This is a genomic window from Pseudoalteromonas sp. APC 3355 (assembly GCF_030407615.1).
Taxonomy (GTDB): domain Bacteria; phylum Pseudomonadota; class Gammaproteobacteria; order Enterobacterales; family Alteromonadaceae; genus Pseudoalteromonas; species Pseudoalteromonas distincta.
Genome location: NZ_JASDDB010000001.1, coordinates 215,348 through 236,139, shown reverse-complemented (window position 1 = coordinate 236,139; position 20,792 = coordinate 215,348). Strand labels below are relative to the sequence as shown.

The following is a 20,792-nucleotide window of genomic DNA, read 5'->3' as shown; positions in this document are numbered from 1 at the left end:
TTCTGCTTAATAGAAGTTAATATACTAATCACAACTTAAAACAAAAAAAGAGCTGACATGAAACATTATTTCTCTCTCACACTCCTCGCTACTGCTGTTTTAGCAGGTTGCGCAACAACAAGTATTACCCCGACTGATGTAACAAATGGTTATAACAGTATTCAAGCTGATGAACTGGCTAAACATGTAAAAGTACTCGCATCGGACGAATTTGGTGGCCGTGCTCCTTCATCACCTGGCGAAAAGCTAACGCTTGATTATTTAACTGCGCAGTTTAAAGCTTTAGGCTTAGAACCTGGTAATGGCGACAGTTACCTACAAGAAGTGCCATTGGTTTCTTTAGAAGCTGATTCGAACATGGTGCTTAGTATTGGTGGTAAAGACTATCAATACAAAAAAGACATGGTTATGGGTAGCAGCCGCATTAGCGCACAAGAAGGCATAGAAAATTCTGAACTTGTTTTTGTGGGCTACGGCGTTAATGCACCTGAATACAATTGGAATGACTACGAAGGGTTAGACGTTAAGGGCAAAACGGTTGTAATGCTGGTTAACGATCCGGGCTTTGCAACAAAAGACCCTGCTTTATTTACTGGCGACGCGATGACCTATTACGGTCGTTGGACATACAAATATGAAGAAGCAAGTCGACAAGGTGCAGCTGGCGCAATTATTATTCATGAAACAGCACCTGCGTCATACCCATGGTCAGTAGTTGAAAACTCTTGGAGCGGTGAGCAGTTTGGTTTTCAAAAAGAAAACAACAATATGGACCGCGTAGCCGTTGAAGGCTGGGTTACAACTGACGTAGCAAAAGAGCTTTTTACTAAAGCAGGATTAGATTTTGAGACTGCGAAAGAAAACGCAGCTAAAGGTGCTTACCATGTTGATATGGGCGATTTAACTGCTTCTGTTAATGTTAAAAATACAATTAAAAAATCAGTGTCGTATAACTTTATCGCTACGTTACCAGGAAGCGAGCAACCAGATGAGCATGTTATTTACTCAGCGCATTGGGATCACTTAGGTACAGATAAAACACGTAAAGGCGATCAAATTTACAACGGTGCTCACGACAACGCAACGGGTACAGCTGGGCTTATTGAAGTAGCTGAAGCCTTTACTAAATTACCTAAGCACCCTAGCCGCTCAATGACATTTTTAGCAGTAACTGCTGAAGAGCAAGGCTTACTAGGTTCTAAATACTATGCAGCTAACCCAGTGATTGCAGCTAATAAAACAGTCGCTAACATAAACATGGATAGCTTAAATTTATTAGGCAAAGTAAAAGACATGAATGTGGTTGGTATTGGCAAGTCACAAATGGATGAGTTTTTAGCAACTGCAGCTAAAGAGCAAGGCAGAACAATATCAGGCGATCCTAAACCATCATCTGGTGGCTATTACCGCTCTGATCACTTTGCATTTGCTAATATGGGGATTCCAGCCATGTACGCAGGTGGCGGCACAGTCGCAGCTGACGAAGAGACAGCTAATTACCGTAAACGCATGAGTTTAGTACTTCGCGGTTGTTATCATCAACCATGTGATCGTTACCGTGACGAATGGGATTTATCGGGTGCTGTTCAAGACTTACAATTGTTTTATAAAGTAGGTTTTGATATTTCGGAGCAAGAGCAATGGCCAACGTGGAATGCAAACTCAGAATTTCAACGTAAGTAGCATTGGTTTAACATCGAAAAACTCAAAGAGAGTAATCGATTTAAATAGATGCAAATGATATTGATTATCATTTAATTAAAATATACAGTGTTACTAAGTTTATTTAATTGGTAACACTGTATGATTTTACTCTCTCAAATAGGATTTATTACGCCCGCTTCTAAACGCTTTGTTAGCCAAAATAAACGTTTATTATTACCACTTTTTTTACTGGTATGCTTAGCTGTGCCATCACTTCGTGAAATTACAATAACAGCACTAAGCGATGCTTTTTTTCAAGTTAGCGTATTTGTTGCTGCTACATTATTAATTTATTACTACGCCATAGAGCATTTACCTCAATTAGAACTTAGTTATTTAAGTGCTAAATCGCCGGTATTAGAAATATTTTTTGCTGCCGTTTTAGGTGCCCTTCCTGGATGTGGTGGTGCAATAATAGTGGTTACCCAGTTTACAAAAGGCCAAGCAAGTTTTGGGGCTATTGTTGCTGTTTTAACAGCTACAATGGGAGATGCCGCATTTTTACTCCTTGCCACTCGCCCTACTGAAGGTTTAACCATAATGGCCATTGGCTTAGTCGTAGGCACGCTTTGTGGTGTTATAGTAAATGCCCTACATGCAAAAGACTTTTTACGCCCAACAAAGCAAGAACAAAAACACCAAGTTAAAGTATTGCCAACTCGTATAATTAAAATAAGCAAACCCGTTTGGATGTTCGCTATTATTCCAAGCCTCATTATTGCTTTTTTAATTGCATTTAATGTCAACTTTGATCAATTTGGAAGATACACAGGCACAAGTATTAGTATTTTTGGTGCTGCAATGGCGTTATTTACTGTAACTATATGGGCGTATTCTTCTAAAGGTGAAAGCTATAAAGAAGTAACCTCAGAAGACGATGAATGTAATCCACCTTCTAAAATTATTAAAGTACTTCAAGACACACACTTTGTGACCGCATGGGTAGTGGCATCATTTATGTTGTTTGAGATTTTAGTAAATATTGCAGGGCTTGATTTAAAAAACTGGTTTGCACACTATGCTTATTTAGCGCCACTTATTGCTGTAGTGATTGGTTTTTTACCAGGTTGTGGTCCGCAAATAATTGTTACTACGTTATATATTCAAGGCATTATTCCCTTTAGTGCATTAACTGCTAATGCAATATCTAATGATGGTGATGCGTTATTTCCTGCAATTGCAATGGCACCTAAAGCGGCTGTAATTGCGACTGTGTATACATCTATTCCTGCTTTGGCCGTTGGCTATGGCCTTTACTTTTTAAGTTAAAATTGCCATAAACAAAAAAGCTCAGCTATTGCTGAGCTTTTAGGATGTTAACTTATTTTATTTATACGGCTGCTGGCTCTGCAGCTAGCTCTTTCGGATTTGGGCCATAATCGTTCTCGCCTTCATGTGAGTTTTGTGCAAGAAAAACAATTAAAACAATCCAACCAATTACTGGCACTAACCAAAGTAACTGCCACCAGCCTGAACGACCAGTGTCGTGTAAACGACGTGCACCCGCACTCAATTGAGGGATCAATAAAGCTAAGCTATATATTGAGCTTACGAACATTGTGTTTGTAATACCATCTATAACACTTGTTAAAAGCGAAAAAATAATATTAATTAGCATAAACATCCAAAATGCTTTACGACGATTACGGCCTGAAAAATCTGCGTAGCTACGCAACGCGTTCATATAATGTTCCATGAAATTTCCTTAGTGTTATTTTTTATATTCCCTAACGGGGTTAACTTTATTACTTTTTAGTAACACTTGTATCTTAAATAAAAACAGACTCATTTAAAACAAAAAACCAGCAAATTGCTGGTTTTTATTACATATTAGCAGTTTAGCTATTAACTCATTGCCATCATCATTGCCGAAGGATTTTCTAAGTACGATTTCCATAGGTTATTAAAGCGTGCAATAGTGCCGCCATCAATAACACGATGATCGCCAGACCAACTCACTTGCATTATCGCTTTACTCACAACTTGGCCACTTTCATCAAAACGCGGTAAGTGCTGCAGTTTACCCAATGCAACAATAGCTACTTCTGGTTTATTAATTATAGGGGTCGCAATAGTGCCACCAATCGCACCAATGTTAGAGATACTAATTGTCCCACCTTTTAAATCATCAGGTGCAACACGCCCTTCTCGCGCTGAGTGAGTTAAGCGGGTTAAATCATTAGCCACATCGACAATGCTCTTACTCTGGCACGACTTAATATTAGGCACTAACAAGCCAATTTTTGAATCAACCGCTATACCAATATTATGATCGTTATAATAGGTAAGCTCTGAGCAATCATCATTCACTTTTGAATTCAGTACAGGGTACTCTTTCATTGCTAGCGAGAGTGCTTTTACAAAAAACGGCATCATGGTGAGCTTTACACCTTGTGCTTTGTACTGCTCTTTTAAGGAGCTGCGCAAAGCTATAAGCTGTGTTAAGTCTATTTCATCACTAAACGTAAAGTGCGGAATAGTTGAAACCGAAGCTACCATTTGCTTGGCCATGGCCGCTTTAATGCCTTTAATTTGCTCTACTCGTACGCCACCGCTTTGATTCTGTGTTTGGTTTTGTACAGCACTTTGAGAAGCATCGCTATTAAGCGGTGAAGTATCAATAGTATTTGGGACTTCGCCTTTTACAAACTCTTCAATATCTTGCTTGTAAATACGGCCATTTTTTCCACTACCTGGTACACAGGTTAAATCAACATCTAGCTCACGTGCTTTACGACGAACTGCAGGGGATGCAACCGCTTTTTGATTGATAACCTTTGCAGCTTGCTGTGTTTCAACTGGTGCAACTTTTTCAGCGACGGCATTAGTTTGAGCCTTTACGACCGCTTGGTTTATATCAACATTTGGCTTTACTGCACTGCCTGCAATTGTCATTTGAAACAACGGGCTATGTACTTTTGCTATTTCACCTTTTTGGTAATATAGTTTTTTTACTGTGCCTGTATATTTTGCCGGAATTTGTACTAATGCTTTGTCGGTCATTACGTCACAAACCGCTTGGTCTTCTTCTATTTCATCGCCTTCTGCGACTAACCAATCAACAATCTCACATTCGACAATACCTTCACCAATATCAGGTAGTATAAAGTCCTCAACTACATCAGATGCATTGTTATTAGTTTGATTTGCAGCTTGAACTGGCTCTTCTACTACTTCATTACTCGTACTATCACCAGTTACATCCATAGCAAATAAAGGAGCATGTACTTTAGCAATTTCACCTTTTTGATAATATAACTTAGAAATAATGCCATCATGCACTGCCGGAATTTGTACTAATGCTTTGTCTGTCATCACATCACAAATTGGCTGATCCTCAGATACGGTATCGCCTTCTTGAACTAGCCACTCAACAACTTCGCATTCAACAATGCCTTCACCAATATCGGGTAATATAAAATCTTTCGCCATGGTAACCCCTAAAAATCCATTGATTGTTTAATTGCAGCCAACACTTTTAGTGCATCCGGTACGTATTCTTTTTCAAGTGCCAACGGGTAGGGTGTATCTAGACCACATACACGTAAAATTGGCGACTCTAAATGCAAGAAACACGCTTGTTGTATTGTTGCTGCTATTTCGGCACCAAAGCCATTAGTTACAGGCGCTTCATGGCTCACGATTAAACGGCCGGTTTTAATAACCGATTTAGCAATCGTTTCAACATCCCATGGTAAAATACTACGAAGGTCAATAACTTCACAGCTTATATCTTGCTCGCTTGCTTGCTGTGCTGCCTCTTCAATAATCTCCATTTGAGCACCCCACGCTAAAAGCGTAATATCGGTACCCTCTTGTACTACTTCAGCCGTGCCTAATTCAATACTATAATCTTCTTCTGGCACTTCGCCTGTTGATGCACGATATAAACGCTTAGGCTCAAAAAATATGACAGGGTTATCATCTTTAATAGAGGCACGTAATAACCCCTTAGCTTGATAAGGGTTACGCGGTACAACCACTTTTAAGCCCGGTGTATGTGCAAAATAAGCTTCGGGTGATTGCGAGTGATATAAGCCACCAGCAATACCACCGCCATAAGGCGTACGAATAGTTAAGTTACCTACATTAAATTCATTACCACTGCGATAACGAAATTTAGCGGCTTCATTTACTATTTGATCAAACGCTGGGAATATATAATCAGCAAATTGAATTTCTGCCAATGCAGGCGCACCAAAAGCAGCTAAGCCATTAGCGAAACCTAAAATACCTTGTTCGGTTAAAGGCGTATTAAAAACGCGATGCTTACCGTACTTTTCTTGCAAACCTGATGTTGCTCTAAATACACCACCGAAGTAACCTACATCTTCGCCAAAAATACAGGCTTGAGGGTGTTCGTTCATCGTAATATCGAGGGCAGAGTTAATTGCGTGGAGCATGTTCATTTTAGCCATTACTTAATTCTCCCTGCGGTTACTGGGTAAGCATCTGGATGCTGTTTTATATGTTCTTTTAATTGCTCGTACTGACGTTGCAATAAGGGAATTGGAGTATCGTAAACGTCAGATACCAATTCTTCTAAAGCGGGCTTTGCAACGACTTCAGCACGCTTAAGCGCTGCTAAAATTTCTTCACGAATCGACTCTTTTGCTTTTATGTCGTCCTCTTCGTTTAACCAATCTTGCTTGACCAACCATTTTCTAAATTTATCAATAGGACAGATTTGATTATTTGCTTCTTCATCTTTAGAGCGATAACCACTGGGATCGTCTGATGTAGAATGTGCGCCTAATCGATAAGCAATCGATTCAATAAGCACAGGCTCACCTTGTGTTGAGGCTATTTCGCGTGCTTTTTTAGTCGCTGCATACACTGCAAGTGCATCTGTGCCATCAACACGAATTGTTTTAATACCATAACCTACACCACGCGACGCAATACCATCGCCTTTAAACTGTTCATCAGCAGGGGTAGATATGGCATAGCCGTTATTACGTGCAAAAAATATAACCGGCGCTTTGTGAACAGCCGCCATATTTAAGCCCGCATGAAAGTCACCTTCTGATGCAGCACCTTCGCCAAAGTAACAAATAGTCACGTTATCAATTGTGCTTGCAAGCTCACCTGTTTTAGCGTCGATATGCTTTATTTTTTGACCATATGCATAACCTGTGGCCTGTGGTATTTGCGTACCCAGTGGCGATGAAATCGTCATGTAGTTTAGCGCTTTAGAGCCATAATGGATTGGCATTTGGCGACCTTTACCTAAATCCAATTCATTTGAGAACATTTGGTTCATAAATTGATCGAGTGTAAAACCACGATAATGTAGTGCAGCTTGTTCACGATATTGAGCCATGATCATATCGTCTTGATCAAGTGCAGCAGCAGAGGCTGTAACTGCGGCTTCTTCGCCTAGGCATTGCATATAAAAACTAACACGACCTTGGCGCTGCGCGCCTTGCATACGTTCATCTAACAAACGTATAAAACGCATTGTTTCATATAACTTAATAGCGGTATGTTTTGAAATATCAGGTGCGGTTGCACTAGGATGAATGTCGCCGTCCTCAGTTAAAATACTAAGGGTTGGAATATTAAGTGCTTGGCCATCAATAAATTCAAGCTCGTGGTTAATATTCAGCGATACGTTATTTGGGTTACTCATAACCTACCTTCTTTTGTTGTCGGTAAAACAGTGCCCCTTTAAATTATTATTGTGGGTGATTGTTGCTGGTTAAACTTTGCAACATCTGCACTATCTTTAATTAAAGCTGCCAACACTTTACGTTAACGTAAAGTGTTATTCAACACATCTGGGACGAAACAAAAGCAAATACAGGTTAAATAAGTGGCAAGTTAACGATACGGTTACTTTAATTAATAGTAATCATATAGTTAACTTGAAGTCACCAGTGGTCTGATGAGTTTAATTAGACGAAATTGCTATCAATATCCATTGGAATAACAGTAAGCAGTGCTCTTTGGCCTAATGCTACGCTCGCATTTGGAAATATAATAGCCTCACCTTCAACGTCAGCGTAAATCGCTGTATCACCGTCGGTTGCAAGTAGTTCACCTTTCGCAAAGCCAGTAAAGTTCTCAGCATCATCAGAAAAAGGGAAACTAAAATCATCCTGCGTTCTATTAATTGTGCGGTGCACTGCAAATAACTCAAACTCACTTGCATTAAAATCAGGGTATTTAACTTCATTTTGGCTAATTAATGCAGTTAATGTTTGCTTTGTTTTTTCAAAGCGGGCCATATCATTTTGGCCAAATGGCTTAACTTGACCCAGCTCTACTGTAAACGAGTCTGCACCATGAACAAACGACGAATAATAGCTAAACGTTGTTGCGGGTGATTTCATCATAAGTACGGTATTTACACCACAGCTCAATAAAAATTGTAACTGTGACTTTTTCCATGGCTTACCATGTAAAAATGGATACACAGCAAATTTTTCGTTTTTAGAGCCTCTAATTGCAGTATGTAAATCGTAATGACATCGGCTACTGCCTTGCTGGCCACGGGCATAAAAGTCACTTACGTATTGCTCAAGCTTTGCAGCGCGGTTTCGTTCATTATTCATTGGTACACCTTCAACTGTATGGTGACCATTAAATAATCTATTTAAGTTTTCTTCTACAAAACGCAGGCCAATATTAATTGATTGTGGATTACCATAAATAAATAAAACACGCTGTTTAAGGACTAGCTCACCTTTTATAATTTGTTTAATGAGCGTATCACAAATTTCAATTGGCGCAGTTTCGTTACCGTGTACAGCGCTTGAATAAATTACATCTTTGCTTGTTTTAACAGCAGGTTGAAACTCAATTACGCCGGTATCGTGTATATTTACACAAGTTCCATTATCTAAAACAAATTCACCTGCATCTAAATGCCATTCGTTATTACGGCTAAGCGTTAAAAAATCGCCCGTTTGTTTTAATTCATTTAAGTAAGATGGATTGGCTGACATGTAATAAGCCCTTTAAAAATAATGTGAGAGTAAACTCTTATGCATATATATGCACAAGGTAGAGGTATAGAAACAAAAACGGCTGAATAAATCAGCCGTTTTAAAATAGTTTAAGCAGTGTTAGCTGATCACAGAATCGACTAACTTTTTAGCTTCTTTTTCAAGTAACGCTAAATGCTCTTCACCTTTAAATGATTCAAGGTATATTTTATAAATATCTTCAGTACCTGATGGACGCGCTGCAAACCAGCCATTTTCAGTGACCACTTTTAAACCACCAATTGCCGCATCGTTACCTGGTGCATGAGTCAGTTTTTGCAAAATAGGTTCGCCAGCAAGTGTATCTGCTTTAACATCAGAAGCACTCAATGCTTTTAAACGTGACTTTTGGCCGCTTGAGGCCGGTGCATCAAGGCGTTTATAAATTGGAGAACCAAACTCTTGTTCTAGTTCTTTATATAGCGCTGATGGAGTTTTACCTGTTACTGCAAGTATTTCTGCAGCAAGTAGTCCCATAATAAAGCCGTCTTTATCTGTACACCATACAGAGCCATCAAAACGTAAAAATGCAGCGCCTGCGCTTTCTTCGCCACCAAATGCAAGCTTGCCTTTGCTTAAGCCCTCAACAAACCATTTAAAGCCTACGGGTACTTCTTTTACTTTACGATTATTGCGCGCTGCTACTTTATCGATCATAGAGCTAGAAACCAGTGTTTTACCAATCTCTACTGTTTCATTCCAATCACGGTGTTTAAGTAAGTAATCAATTGCCACTGCTAAAAAGTGGTTTGGATTCATTAAACCATCTGGCGTTACAATACCGTGGCGATCGTAGTCAGGGTCATTACCAATAGACACATCAAAATCATCTTTTAATGCAATAAGGTTCGCCATTGAATAAGGTGATGAACAATCCATACGAATTTTGCCATCTTTATCAAGTGGCATAAAAGCAAAACGTGGGTCAACAACATCATTAACGACGGTTAAATCTAAATTATATTTTTTAGCAATAACAGGCCAAAAATTAATACCTGAACCACCTAGTGGATCGATACCAATTTTGATACCTGCATCGCTAATGGCTTTTAAATTAACGATATTTGCTAAATCATCAATATAAGGAGTCATTAAATCTTCGTAGCGGATAAAGCCTGAACGTGAAGCTTTAGCGAATGGGAATAACTCAACTTCAACCAAGTCTTCTAATAAAAGTTGATTTGCTCTGTCTTCAATCCATTTAGTAACGTCGGTGTCAGCAGGTCCGCCATTAGGTGGGTTGTATTTAAAGCCACCATCTTCAGGAGGGTTATGCGAAGGCGTAACAACAATCCCGTCTGCAAGCTCATTTGGGTGTAGCTTGTTATGGCTAACTATGGCGTGGCTGATAACTGGCGTTGGTGTAAAGTCACCGTTTTCTTGCGTTATCACTTGCACTTCGTTAGCAACTAAAACTTCAATAGCTGAATTAAATGCAGCCTCACTCAGTGCGTGTGTGTCTTTACCTAAAAATAACGGACCAAAAATATCATTTTGTTTTCTATAATCACAAATAGCCTGAGTAATCGCTAAAATGTGTGACTCGTTAAATTTAACATCGTAAGAACAACCACGGTGGCCTGATGTACCAAAAGCAACACAATGCTCTGGATTTTGTTCAAGATCAGGTTCGTTTAAGTAATACGCAGATACTAATTTAGGTACGTTAACCAGTGCTGATTGTGGAGCAGTTTTGCCTGCGCCTGAGTGAATAGCCATTATATTTCCTTACAGGTAATCGCGAATTTTTTCAGCTTGCTCTGCACTATATCCAAGGCAAAGAGCAACTTCATGAAGCATCATTTTTTTACGCGTTGTATTAGAATTTGTCATAACCCAATATTCACTATCAGTTATGTTTTTAGGGTTCATACTACTACCGCTATTTACTAAGGCTTCTTTACTAGTAGCAAAGTAAACACGGTCACGCCCTTTTATATCTAGTACAGCCGAAAAATCAGTTTTATGTGTGCGGTAAAATGCACTTAAAATAAACAAAAAGCGCCCAACAACACCCTTTTGCATTGCCAGCTCTTCTTTATTTAATACATTAAAAACATTATCGCTTTTTTGCTTCACGGGTGCGTGAGCTACAGGCGTTTGTTTTTTTGAAGTCTCAGCAGCAGGTGGCTCTGAGCTTTTTAATGTGGCGGTAGACGTAGTCGCAGTTTGATTATTTTGAGTTAGTTCTACGTTTGCGGTTTGAATTTTTTCGCCGCTCAGATTTAATAAACGACGTAAAATAGTGGATGCACTTTCACCAATACTTTGCGTATTGCTTGCAATATACTGATATAACTCGTCGTCTATGTCGATTTGTTTCATGTTCTTCCTGTCATTACGGGTCACATTTTTTTCTCCCGTGTGATTATACCCAAACCAATCAGAAATGCGAGTTACAACAAGCACTCCCGTAAACATATTAATATTTACTTGATTGTTGTTGATTTAACAAACAAAAGCCCAATTTAATAAATAGTCGCTGTATTTTTTGCTTTTTAGAGCAATGCTCGGCAAACTATGGCGAAATTTTCAGGAGGCGTGTATGCAGTTAAATTACAAGCAACAAGGGCAAGGCCCTAATGTTATCTTGATCCACGGACTTTTTGGATCATTAGAAAACCTAAATGTAATCGCAAAACCATTAAGTGAACACTTTAATGTTATTAACGTTGATTTACGCAACCACGGGCTTTCTCCTCATAGTGATGAAATGAACTACCCTGCAATGGCTCAAGATATTGTCGAGTTATTAGCGCATTTAAACATAGATAAAGCTCATTTAGTTGGACATTCTATGGGTGGGAAAGTCGCAATGGAATTAGCACTGACACACCCTGAACTGGTAAATAAATTGGTTGTACTTGATATCGCACCTGTTAGTTACCCTGCTCGCCACACAAAAATATTACAAGCATTAAAAGCAGTTTCAACGCAGTCAATAGATGATAGAAAGCAAGCTGATGCAATTATGCAGCCTTATATTGAAGAGCTTGGAGTTCGACAATTTTTACTTAAAAGCCTCGCTAAAAATGAAGAAGGTCATTTTGCATGGCGATTTAACCTAAATGTGCTTGATGAAAAATATTCGACAATCACATCCAATGTTAATGAAAACAATTCTTGTTTATGCGATACTCTTTTCATTAAAGGTAATGATTCTGACTATATATTGCCCGAGCATCGTACTGCAATTACAGCACGCTTTAAAAACACCAAGGCTAAAATTATTCATGGCGCAGGTCATTGGCTTCATGCTCAAAAGCCTCTTGCTGTTAATAAAGCGATAAATGACTTTTTAACTGCGGTTTAAAGCAATTTTAATCGCGTGTTTTTGATTCAGCGCACTAAATATATGAATATTTATATGCTATAGTACGCGCCGTTTAATTTAAAGGTTATACGTTGATGGTCAGTCAGTTAATTAACGAATTTGATACCCTAGGGTTGTATTTTGGCTTAGCCGGTATTTTCATATTCATCGGCATGGCAATTAAAGACGTACTAAAAAGTGGCAATGTACCAAAGTTCGGACAATACATTGTTTGGGGCGTGCTCTTTTTAGGTTGTTCAGGCTTTATTGCTAAAGGGCTTATTCAAGTATTTTGGCAAGGCGCAGGTGTAGGTTAAGCATGGCGAAGTCAGAAACAGATAGAACTACACTCGATTTATTTGAATACGAAAAACGCCCAGGCAGACCTAAAACCAATCCCCTTTCTCGGGATATGCAGTTAAAGGTAAATAAACGTAATCAAATAAAAAGAGATAAAGCACGTGGTTTAAAGCGTGTTGAATTTAAAGTTTCATCGCAGTTATATCAAGCATTGAGTGATATGGCAGATGCACAAAATATTAGCCGCAGTGCGCTGATTGAAACGATTTTACAAGAAAGATTGGCTATTGATACATAAAAGGTTTTAAATCCATGGCAAGTGTAGGCATTTTTTTCGGAAGTGACACAGGTAACACAGAACACGTAGCAAAAATGATCCAAAAAGAATTGGGTAAAAAGCTAGTGGCTGTTCATGATATTGCAAAAAGCTCTAAAGAAGAGATTGCTGAATTTGATTTAATCTTATTCGGTATCCCTACTTGGTACTACGGTGAAGCTCAATGTGACTGGGATGACTTTTTCCCAGAACTTGAGGAAGTAGACTTTGAAGGTAAACTTGTTGCTATTTTTGGTTGTGGTGACCAAGAAGATTACGCTGAGTACTTTTTAGATGCAATGGGCATGATCAACGATATTGTTACTGAACGTGGCGCTATTGTTGTGGGCCATTGGCCAAGTGAAAGCTATGACTTTGAAGCGTCTAAAGGAATGGCTGATGATAAGCACTTTGTAGGTTTGGGTATCGACGAAGACCGTCAACCAGAGCTTACAGAACAACGTGTTAAAGCATGGTCTGCTCAAGTATATGAAGAAATGTGTTTAAGTGAATTAGCTGACTAATTTACTCCATATATCGCTAGCTGTTTAAATAATTATCAAACAGTTAGCGTTTTAAGCTTTAGTGGCAATATATATCAATTGTTCTTTGCACTTAACGCTTAGGCACGTTATCCTGTTTGTTGCTAATGTGTCGTGTACATCTTTGCAAGATGTCTAGTATAACCAAATAAAATTGAGACAGATTTAATGACTGATCATAACTTGGAACTTAAAAAAGCCGGTTTAAAAGTAACTTTACCGCGTATTAAAATATTAGAGATTTTACAATCTCCAGATAACCAACACATCAGTGCTGAAGATGTTTACAAAATTCTTTTGGATCTAGGTGAAGAAATTGGTCTTGCAACTGTATACCGCGTACTTAACCAATTTGATGATGCGGGTATTGTAAGCCGTCATCACTTTGAAGGCGGAAAATCAGTATTTGAACTTTCAGGAAGCACTCACCACGATCATTTAGTATGTTTGAAATGTGGCAAAGTAGTAGAGTTTGAAGATGACATGATTGAGCGTCGTCAGCTAGAAATTGCTGAAGAAAATGGTATTACTCTTACAAACCATTCTTTGTATTTATACGGTGAGTGTAATGATAAAGCAGCGTGTAAAGAATTTAGCGACGCTAACAGCTAATACCGCTTTTAAAAGCAATAAAAAAACCTGCTAAGTGCAGGTTTTTTTGTGCCTAAAAGACAATAGTAATGAATATACCCAGTAATTCCTGGGTATATTTTAAGTATTATACCAATCCACAATAATACTTAATCATTTTGCGGGGCTAAACGTGTCGCTACCTGCGTTAAAAAATGCTCATTTAGAATAACTAAATAGCGAATTTTTTGCCTAGCTATCAACACGTTTTTCCAGCCTCAAAATAGATCACTTAATTAAGCGAATTGGTATTACTTATTGAGTTTTAGACCATGAATCGCGAAGACCCACGGTTTGATTAAATACAACGTTCTCTGATTTAGAATCACGAGAAAAATAACCCGTACGCTCAAACTGAAAGCCCTGCTCTGCTTGTGAATTAGCAAGCGATGGTTCTAATTTAGCATTAGGTAAAACAACCAGTGACTCTGGGTTTAGCGTAGTTTCAAATTCCTCTGCAGCTGCTGGATTTGGTACGCTAAACAAACGGTCGTATAAACGAACTTCTGCAGTAATAGACTCTGGTGCTGAAACCCAATGAATAACACCTTTTACTTTACGACCATCACTTGGGTTTTTACCAAGTGTTTCGTTGTCGTAAGTACAGAAGATGGTTGTGATTTCGCCATTTTCGTCTTTTTCAACACGCTGCGCTTTAATAACATAAGCACCACGTAAGCGTACTTCTTTATCAAGTACTAAACGTTTGAATTTGTTATTCGCTTCTTCTTTAAAGTCTTCTCGTTCAATATAGATTTCACGAGTAAATGGAACATCACGACGCCCCATTTCTTCTTTATTTGGGTGATTAGCCACTGATAAAGTTTCAACTTTATCTGCATCGTAGTTTTCAATAACGATTTTAACAGGATCGAGTACAGCCATTGCACGTGGTGCATTTTCGTTTAAGTCTTCACGGATACATGCTTCAAGCATGCCCATTTCAACCATATTCTCTTGTTTTGTTACACCAATACGCAAACAAAATTCACGAATTGAACCTGGTGTATAACCACGACGACGTAAACCTGCAATAGTAGGCATACGAGGGTCATCCCACCCTTCTACATAGTTATTTACTACTAAATCATTTAGCTTACGCTTTGACATAATAGTGTATTCAAGATTTAAGCGCGAAAACTCAATTTGCTGTGGGTGACACTCTAAACTAATGTTATCAAGTACCCAGTCGTATAAACGACGGTTATCTTGGAACTCTAATGTACATAATGAATGTGTAATACCTTCAAGCGCATCAGAAATACAGTGAGTGAAGTCATACATTGGGTAAATGCACCACTTGTCTGCTGTTTGGTGATGATGAGCAAAACGTACACGGTAAATAATTGGATCGCGAAGCACCATAAATGAGCTTGCCATATCAATTTTAGCACGCAGTACACATTCACCTTCTTTGAATTCGCCAGCGCGCATTTTTTCAAATAACGCTAGGTTTTCTTCAACTGAAGTATCTCTATAAGGACTGTTTTTACCTGGCTCTTTTAATGTACCGCGGTACTGTCGTGCTTCGTCTGCAGTTAAAAAACAAACGTACGCTAAGCCTTTTTCAATAAGCTCTACTGCGTAACCATATAAAGTATCAAAATAGTTAGAAGAATACTTTATGTCGCCATCCCAATTAAAGCCTAACCACTGTACATCCTCTTTAATAGAGTTAACGTAGTTAATGTCTTCTTTTTCAGGGTTTGTATCGTCAAAACGTAGGTTACATAAACCGTTGTAGTCTTTTGCGATACCAAAATTCAAACAAATTGATTTGGCATGGCCAATATGTAAAAAACCATTTGGCTCAGGTGGAAAACGTGTATGCGTTGTCGCATGTTTGCCACTTGCTAAGTCTTCATCAATTCGGGTTCTAATAAAGTTACTTGGGCGATTCTCAATTTCCGCCATAGGAGTGTGATCCTCTAAATATTACGTAATAACAAAACTAATGCATTATTACAAAAACATACAATAACATACAGCAATAGATTAAGGTTTATTTTAGATATTGATTAACTTTAATCCACTTGTTCAATTGTTTATGAATAAAATTTGTTTTAACGCAACATTTAGGTCATCAAAGCCAATTATAGTAGCTAAATAACCTACTTTATAAGGATTCTAAGATGGCGACACTTAATCAACACCGTGTATATATTCCAACTAATGCACGCGCTAACCACTATTTATTGGCTGAAATAATACCTAATGAAGCATTTTATAATAGCTTTAGCACTATAAACTGTTGCTATGAGCGTATTGCGCGTCAATTATTTGCATGTTGTGATGAGTATGAACTGCATAATGTACATTTATTAGCAAACGATAAACTACCGGTTGTACGCTTTCATGATGAGTCATATCAATTAGAAACCGACAAGCAGATGTTGTTTTTTTATAACCCTCGTTATCACGAGGCACATAAAATTTATTACTCACCAGATATAAAAAGCAAGAAAATACGTTTCTTGTTTTTAGCCACGGGTGAAGACTTACGTGCAAACTCAGCTTTGTTTCACAATAGAGTGCAAAAAGTATTAAACTTACTCCAAGAACAGTTATTTATAAATCAGCCCCAATTTAAACTTCGCGATCACCAACATCTAACTTACGATTTATTTGCTAAAGATAAGGGAAATAAAGAGAGTTATGGATATAAACTCAGAAGCCTCTACCCTCGTTATCAATCAAGGCAATGTAATATTCCTAGTGACCATGCTGAAATGACTTACGCAACATTTACCATTGCGGTTTCTCGGGCCATCAAAACACAGTTTCAAACAATGGTGAACAATAACGATGTGGAAAAGTTTTATGATTACTTTGCAGATAGTTTTAAACGCGCATGTGAACAAAACAAACTAACACACGGTGCAATGGTAGCTAATGGCGCAATACCCATTGTCCGAAACAGTAAAATAGATAAAAATGAAGGTAATGCAGAGTTACAAAAGTTGAGTTTTGATGTTGAATCAAATGAAAATCAAATTAAGTATTTTTATGAAGCAACAAAATTAGTAGAAACACTACATTTTGTTGTTGTCGCAACGCAGCAGGATAAACATGAAATTGGTTATGGCCGCTTTATGAACCAAGTAGAGAAAACAATTCATGCATTATGTAACGAGCTGGCTATAAATAAACAACGACAAGATTTGACTGTACGCTTTTTTCAGCATATTAGTTATCCGTTCTAAATTTACCTCAATAACAAAAAGGCCCGCATAAGCGGGCCTTTTCAGAGGAAACAAGCAATTACCAGCCTGTTTTCTCTTTAAGTGCTTTACCGATTTCAGCAAGTGAACGTACAGTTTTTACGCCCGCAGCTTCTAATGCAGCAAATTTCTCATCAGCAGTACCTTTACCGCCTGCGATGATTGCGCCAGCGTGACCCATACGCTTACCTTCTGGTGCAGTAACACCAGCAATGTAAGATACTACAGGTTTAGTTACGTTAGCTTTGATGTACTCTGCAGCTTCTTCTTCTGCAGTACCACCAATTTCACCAATCATTACGATTGCTTCAGTTTGTGGATCTTTTTCGAACATTTCTAAAACGTCGATAAAGTTAGTACCTGGGATTGGATCACCACCAATACCAACACACGTAGACTGACCAAAACCAGCATCAGTAGTTTGCTTAACCGCTTCGTACGTTAAAGTACCAGAACGAGAAACAATACCTACTTTACCAGGTTTGTGGATGTGACCAGGCATGATACCAATCTTAGTCTCACCAGGAGTAATAACACCTGGACAGTTAGGACCGATCATACGAGTACCTGTTTGATCTAGTTTAACTTTAACGTCAACCATATCAAGCGTAGGGATACCTTCAGTGATACAAACGATCAGCTCGATGCCAGCATCGATAGCTTCTAAGATTGCATCTTTACAGAAAGGAGCTGGTACGTAGATAACTGAAGCAGTTGCGCCAGTTTCTTGAACAGCATCACGAACTGTGTTGAATACAGGAAGACCAAGGTGCGTTTGACCGCCTTTACCTGGGCTTACACCACCAACCATTTGTGTACCGTACTCAAGCGCTTGCTCTGAGTGGAAAGTACCTTGGCCACCAGTGAAACCTTGACAGATAACTTTTGTATCTTTATTGATTAATACAGACATTATTTGCCCTCCGCAGCAGCTACAACTTTCTCAGCAGCGTCTGTTAGTGATTCAGCAGCAATGATATCTAGACCTGAGTTCTTAAGAACTTCACGACCTAATTCAGCATTAGTACCTTCTAAACGTACAACTACAGGTACATTTACGCCAACTTCTTTAACTGCGCCAATGATACCTTCAGCAATCATGTCACAACGTACGATACCGCCAAAGATGTTTACTAAAACAGCTTTAACATTGTCGTCAGAAAGGATGATTTTGAATGCTTCAGAAACACGTTCTTTAGTCGCGCCGCCGCCAACATCTAGGAAGTTAGCCGGTTTGCCGCCGTGTAGGTTTACGATGTCCATAGTACCCATTGCTAGGCCTGCACCGTTAACCATACAACCAACATTGCCATCTAGAGCAACGTAGTTAAGCTCGAAGCTTGCTGCGTGTGCTTCACGTGCATCTTCTTGAGATGGATCGTGGAACTCACGGATTTTAGGCTGACGGTAAAGTGCATTACCATCAATACCGATTTTTCCGTCAAGACAGTGAAGGTTACCTTCGTCTGTAATTACTAACGGGTTGATTTCAAGTAGTGCGAAATCAAAATCAGTAAACATGTTACCAAGACCCATAAAGATCTTAACAAACTGCTTCATTTGTACTGGGTTAAGACCCAATTTGAAGCCTAGTTCACGTGCTTGGTAAGCTTGAGGACCCACTAATGGATCAATTTCAGCTTTGTGGATAAGCTCTGGTGTTTCTTCTGCAACAGTTTCAATTTCAACGCCGCCTTCAGTAGACGCCATGAAAACTACTTTGCGAGATGCACGGTCAACTACTGCACCTAGGTACAATTCGTTAGCAATGTCAGTACAGCTTTCAACTAAAATTTTAGCTACTGGCTGGCCTTTCTCGTCTGTTTGGTAAGTAACTAGGTTTTTACCCAACCAGTTAGCTGCAAACGCTTTTACTTCGTCGATAGTTTTTACTAGCTTTACACCGCCAGCTTTACCACGTCCACCTGCGTGAACCTGAGTTTTAACAACCCACATATCACCGCCGATTTTTTCAGCAGCTGCTGCAGCTTCTTCAGGTGTATCGCAAGCGAAACCCTGAGAAACTGGTAAACCATATTCGGCAAAAAGTTGTTTTGCCTGATACTCATGCAAATTCATGATGCTTTATCCAATTTTTTATACTAAAAGAGCTGAATATTTTTTCAAATAAACAACTATCCCAAATTGCGCACCTAGTATAGATCCCAAGGCTTAACATGAAAACCCCAGTAAGACCAAAGGCGCAAAAAAAAAGCTGTGAATGTTCATTCACAGCTTACATTTCATACAACTAGATTAAACATCTAGCAATAAGCGAGTTGGATCTTCAAGTAACTCTTTAATAGTCACTAAGAAACCAACAGATTCTTTACCATCAATGATACGGTGGTCATAAGAAAGTGCTAAATACATCATAGGTAGTATTTCTACTTTACCATTTACAGCCATCGGACGGTCTTGGATTTTATGCATACCCAAAATTGAAGACTGTGGCAAGTTAATGATAGGTGTAGATAGTAATGAACCAAATACGCCGCCATTAGTGATAGTGAAATTACCACCGGTCATATCTGCAAGCGTTAGCTTACCATCACGACCTTTAAGTGCTAATTCACGAATACCCTTTTCGATTTCAGCAACAGATAGTTTGTCACAATCTTTAAGTACTGGAGTAACTAGACCACGTGGAGTAGATACTGCAATGCTGATATCAAAATAGTTGTGGTAAACAATATCGTCACCATCAATTGATGCATTAACATCTGGGAAGCGTTTAAGTGCTTCAGTTACCGCTTTCACGTAGAAAGACATGAAACCTAAACGAATACCATGACGCTTTTCAAATACTTCTTGGTACTGCTTACGAAGGCTCATGATTGGTTCCATGTTCACTTCGTTGAATGTTGTTAACATTGCAGTTGAATTTTTTGCTTCAAGAAGACGTGTAGCAATCGTTTTACGTAAACGAGTCATAGGAACACGTTTTTGAGTACGATCGCCCATCGGTGCTGCAGGAGCAGAAGCTTCTGCTTTTTTAGCCGCTGGCGCTGGTGCTTTTAAGAACGTATCAACGTCTTCTTTAGTTACGCGGCCATTTTTACCTGTGCCGTTAATTTTAGAAGCGTCTAAGCCTTTCTCAGCAATTAAACGACGAACTGATGGTGTTAACACATCTGAACTTTCGCTAGAATCTGCTGCTGGCGTTTCGTCTGCTTTTGCAGCTGGAGCCGCTGGTGCACCGCCTGCTTTAACCGAACCAATTACTTGCTCGCCTAGTACAGTATCGCCTTCGTTGTGAATGATATCTCCCATGATGCCATCTTCTTGAGCTACTACTTCAAGAACAACTTTATCTGTTTCAATATCTACCAAGTTTTGGTCGCGTGTTACTGCGTCACCTGGTTGTACATGCCATGTAGCAATTGTTGCGTCTGCAACTGATTCTGGAAGTACAGGTACTTTAATGTCCACTTCTTTACCTTCTGATGCTGGTGCTGATTGCGCCGCTGGCGCGTCTTCTGATTTAGCTGGTGCTGATTCTTCTTTAGATGAACCTTCACTTGCTGGCGCTGCATCAGCATCACCAAGTAAACCCATAACTTGATCGCCAAGTACGGTTGCACCTTCTTCTTGTGATATTTCTGTAATTACACCGTCATGCTGTGCAACAACTTCTAAAACCACTTTATCTGTTTCAATGTCTACTAAGTTTTGATCGCGAGTTACTTTGTCGCCAACACTTACATGCCATGTAGCAACGGTAGCATCTGCAACCGACTCAGGAAGAACAGGAACTTTAATTTCTGTGCTCATTGC

Annotated in this window: 19 protein-coding genes; 8 read left to right on the top strand and 11 right to left on the bottom strand. The window is 39.0% G+C overall.

What is annotated here, in order from left to right; genetic code table 11:
• The first annotated feature begins 57 nt into the window (after nucleotides 1-57).
• Together QMA08_RS00995 and QMA08_RS00990 are read left to right on the top strand one after the other, a co-directional pair.
• The gene (locus tag QMA08_RS00995) at nucleotides 58-1,683 is read left to right on the top strand and encodes a M28 family metallopeptidase (protein ID WP_149602588.1); all 1,626 of its coding nucleotides are present in this window, start codon (nucleotides 58-60) and stop codon (nucleotides 1,681-1,683) included.
• A 120-nt stretch (nucleotides 1,684-1,803) separates the two neighbouring features.
• Nucleotides 1,804-2,973 (top strand): putative manganese transporter, encoded by a 1,170-nt coding sequence (locus QMA08_RS00990; protein WP_290173358.1) that lies wholly within the window; start codon nucleotides 1,804-1,806, stop codon nucleotides 2,971-2,973.
• A gap of 61 nt (nucleotides 2,974-3,034) precedes the next feature.
• Here the strand turns inward: QMA08_RS00990 and QMA08_RS00985 are convergent, their stop codons facing one another.
• The 7 genes from QMA08_RS00985 to seqA form a co-directional block, all read right to left on the bottom strand.
• Nucleotides 3,035-3,400 carry a DUF805 domain-containing protein gene (locus tag QMA08_RS00985; RefSeq protein ID WP_290173357.1) on the bottom strand — a complete coding sequence of 122 codons (366 nt, stop codon included), beginning with the start codon at nucleotides 3,398-3,400 and terminating at the stop codon, nucleotides 3,035-3,037.
• 149 nt (nucleotides 3,401-3,549) lie between these two features.
• A complete protein-coding gene (locus QMA08_RS00980; protein WP_290173356.1) occupies nucleotides 3,550-5,136 on the bottom strand; it encodes a dihydrolipoyllysine-residue acetyltransferase in 1,587 nt (528 codons plus the stop codon).
• Nucleotides 5,137-5,144: 8 nt separating this feature from the next.
• Nucleotides 5,145-6,122 carry a transketolase C-terminal domain-containing protein gene (locus tag QMA08_RS00975; RefSeq protein ID WP_290173355.1) on the bottom strand — a complete coding sequence of 326 codons (978 nt, stop codon included), beginning with the start codon at nucleotides 6,120-6,122 and terminating at the stop codon, nucleotides 5,145-5,147.
• Nucleotides 6,122-7,336: a thiamine pyrophosphate-dependent dehydrogenase E1 component subunit alpha gene (locus QMA08_RS00970; RefSeq protein ID WP_002962935.1), complete on the bottom strand. Its 1,215-nt coding sequence runs from the start codon at nucleotides 7,334-7,336 to the stop codon at nucleotides 6,122-6,124. The genes QMA08_RS00975 and QMA08_RS00970 overlap by 1 nt, the downstream gene beginning before the upstream one ends.
• 265 nt (nucleotides 7,337-7,601) lie before the next feature.
• Complete coding sequence (astE, locus tag QMA08_RS00965; RefSeq protein WP_290173354.1) at nucleotides 7,602-8,654, bottom strand: succinylglutamate desuccinylase; 1,053 nt, start codon at nucleotides 8,652-8,654, stop codon at nucleotides 7,602-7,604.
• Between the two features lie 120 nt (nucleotides 8,655-8,774).
• Nucleotides 8,775-10,412: a phosphoglucomutase (alpha-D-glucose-1,6-bisphosphate-dependent) gene (gene pgm / locus QMA08_RS00960; RefSeq protein WP_002962933.1), complete on the bottom strand. Its 1,638-nt coding sequence runs from the start codon at nucleotides 10,410-10,412 to the stop codon at nucleotides 8,775-8,777.
• Between the two features lie 9 nt (nucleotides 10,413-10,421).
• A complete protein-coding gene (seqA, locus tag QMA08_RS00955; RefSeq protein ID WP_039487971.1) occupies nucleotides 10,422-11,018 on the bottom strand; it encodes a replication initiation negative regulator SeqA in 597 nt (198 codons plus the stop codon).
• A gap of 220 nt (nucleotides 11,019-11,238) precedes the next feature.
• Between seqA and QMA08_RS00950 the strand changes: the two genes are divergently transcribed.
• The 5 genes from QMA08_RS00950 to fur all read left to right on the top strand — a co-directional run bounded on the left by QMA08_RS00950 (nucleotide 11,239) and on the right by fur (nucleotide 13,776).
• On the top strand, nucleotides 11,239-12,006 hold the full coding sequence (locus tag QMA08_RS00950; RefSeq protein WP_002962931.1) for an alpha/beta fold hydrolase: 768 nt from the start codon (nucleotides 11,239-11,241) through the stop codon (nucleotides 12,004-12,006).
• Between the two features lie 95 nt (nucleotides 12,007-12,101).
• A complete protein-coding gene (locus QMA08_RS00945; RefSeq protein ID WP_002962930.1) occupies nucleotides 12,102-12,323 on the top strand; it encodes a DUF2788 domain-containing protein in 222 nt (73 codons plus the stop codon).
• Nucleotides 12,324-12,325: 2 nt separating this feature from the next.
• A complete protein-coding gene (gene ybfE, locus QMA08_RS00940) occupies nucleotides 12,326-12,604 on the top strand; it encodes a LexA regulated protein (RefSeq protein ID WP_002962928.1) in 279 nt (92 codons plus the stop codon).
• Between the two features lie 14 nt (nucleotides 12,605-12,618).
• A complete protein-coding gene (fldA, locus tag QMA08_RS00935) occupies nucleotides 12,619-13,146 on the top strand; it encodes a flavodoxin FldA (RefSeq protein ID WP_007586856.1) in 528 nt (175 codons plus the stop codon).
• A 186-nt stretch (nucleotides 13,147-13,332) separates the two neighbouring features.
• On the top strand, nucleotides 13,333-13,776 hold the full coding sequence (gene fur / locus QMA08_RS00930; RefSeq protein ID WP_002962922.1) for a ferric iron uptake transcriptional regulator: 444 nt from the start codon (nucleotides 13,333-13,335) through the stop codon (nucleotides 13,774-13,776).
• Nucleotides 13,777-14,049: 273 nt separating this feature from the next.
• Here the strand turns inward: fur and glnS are convergent, their stop codons facing one another.
• Nucleotides 14,050-15,708 (bottom strand): glutamine--tRNA ligase, encoded by a 1,659-nt coding sequence (gene glnS, locus QMA08_RS00925; RefSeq protein WP_002961815.1) that lies wholly within the window; start codon nucleotides 15,706-15,708, stop codon nucleotides 14,050-14,052.
• A gap of 218 nt (nucleotides 15,709-15,926) precedes the next feature.
• Between glnS and QMA08_RS00920 the strand changes: the two genes are divergently transcribed.
• Nucleotides 15,927-16,997, top strand: coding sequence for a DUF3083 family protein (locus tag QMA08_RS00920; RefSeq protein WP_290173353.1), 1,071 nt, complete (start codon nucleotides 15,927-15,929; stop codon nucleotides 16,995-16,997).
• 58 nt (nucleotides 16,998-17,055) lie between these two features.
• On the opposite strand, the gene sucD is transcribed toward QMA08_RS00920, so the two are convergent.
• From sucD to odhB, 3 genes are all read right to left on the bottom strand, one after another.
• Nucleotides 17,056-17,928, bottom strand: a complete 873-nt coding sequence (gene sucD / locus QMA08_RS00915; protein ID WP_002961811.1) for a succinate--CoA ligase subunit alpha — start codon at nucleotides 17,926-17,928, stop codon at nucleotides 17,056-17,058.
• Nucleotides 17,928-19,094, bottom strand: a complete 1,167-nt coding sequence (sucC, locus tag QMA08_RS00910) for an ADP-forming succinate--CoA ligase subunit beta (RefSeq protein WP_002961809.1) — start codon at nucleotides 19,092-19,094, stop codon at nucleotides 17,928-17,930. The genes sucD and sucC overlap by 1 nt, the downstream gene beginning before the upstream one ends.
• A gap of 177 nt (nucleotides 19,095-19,271) precedes the next feature.
• Nucleotides 19,272-20,789 carry a 2-oxoglutarate dehydrogenase complex dihydrolipoyllysine-residue succinyltransferase gene (gene odhB, locus QMA08_RS00905; protein ID WP_039487977.1) on the bottom strand — a complete coding sequence of 506 codons (1,518 nt, stop codon included), beginning with the start codon at nucleotides 20,787-20,789 and terminating at the stop codon, nucleotides 19,272-19,274.
• Between the last annotated feature and the right edge of the window lie 3 nt (nucleotides 20,790-20,792).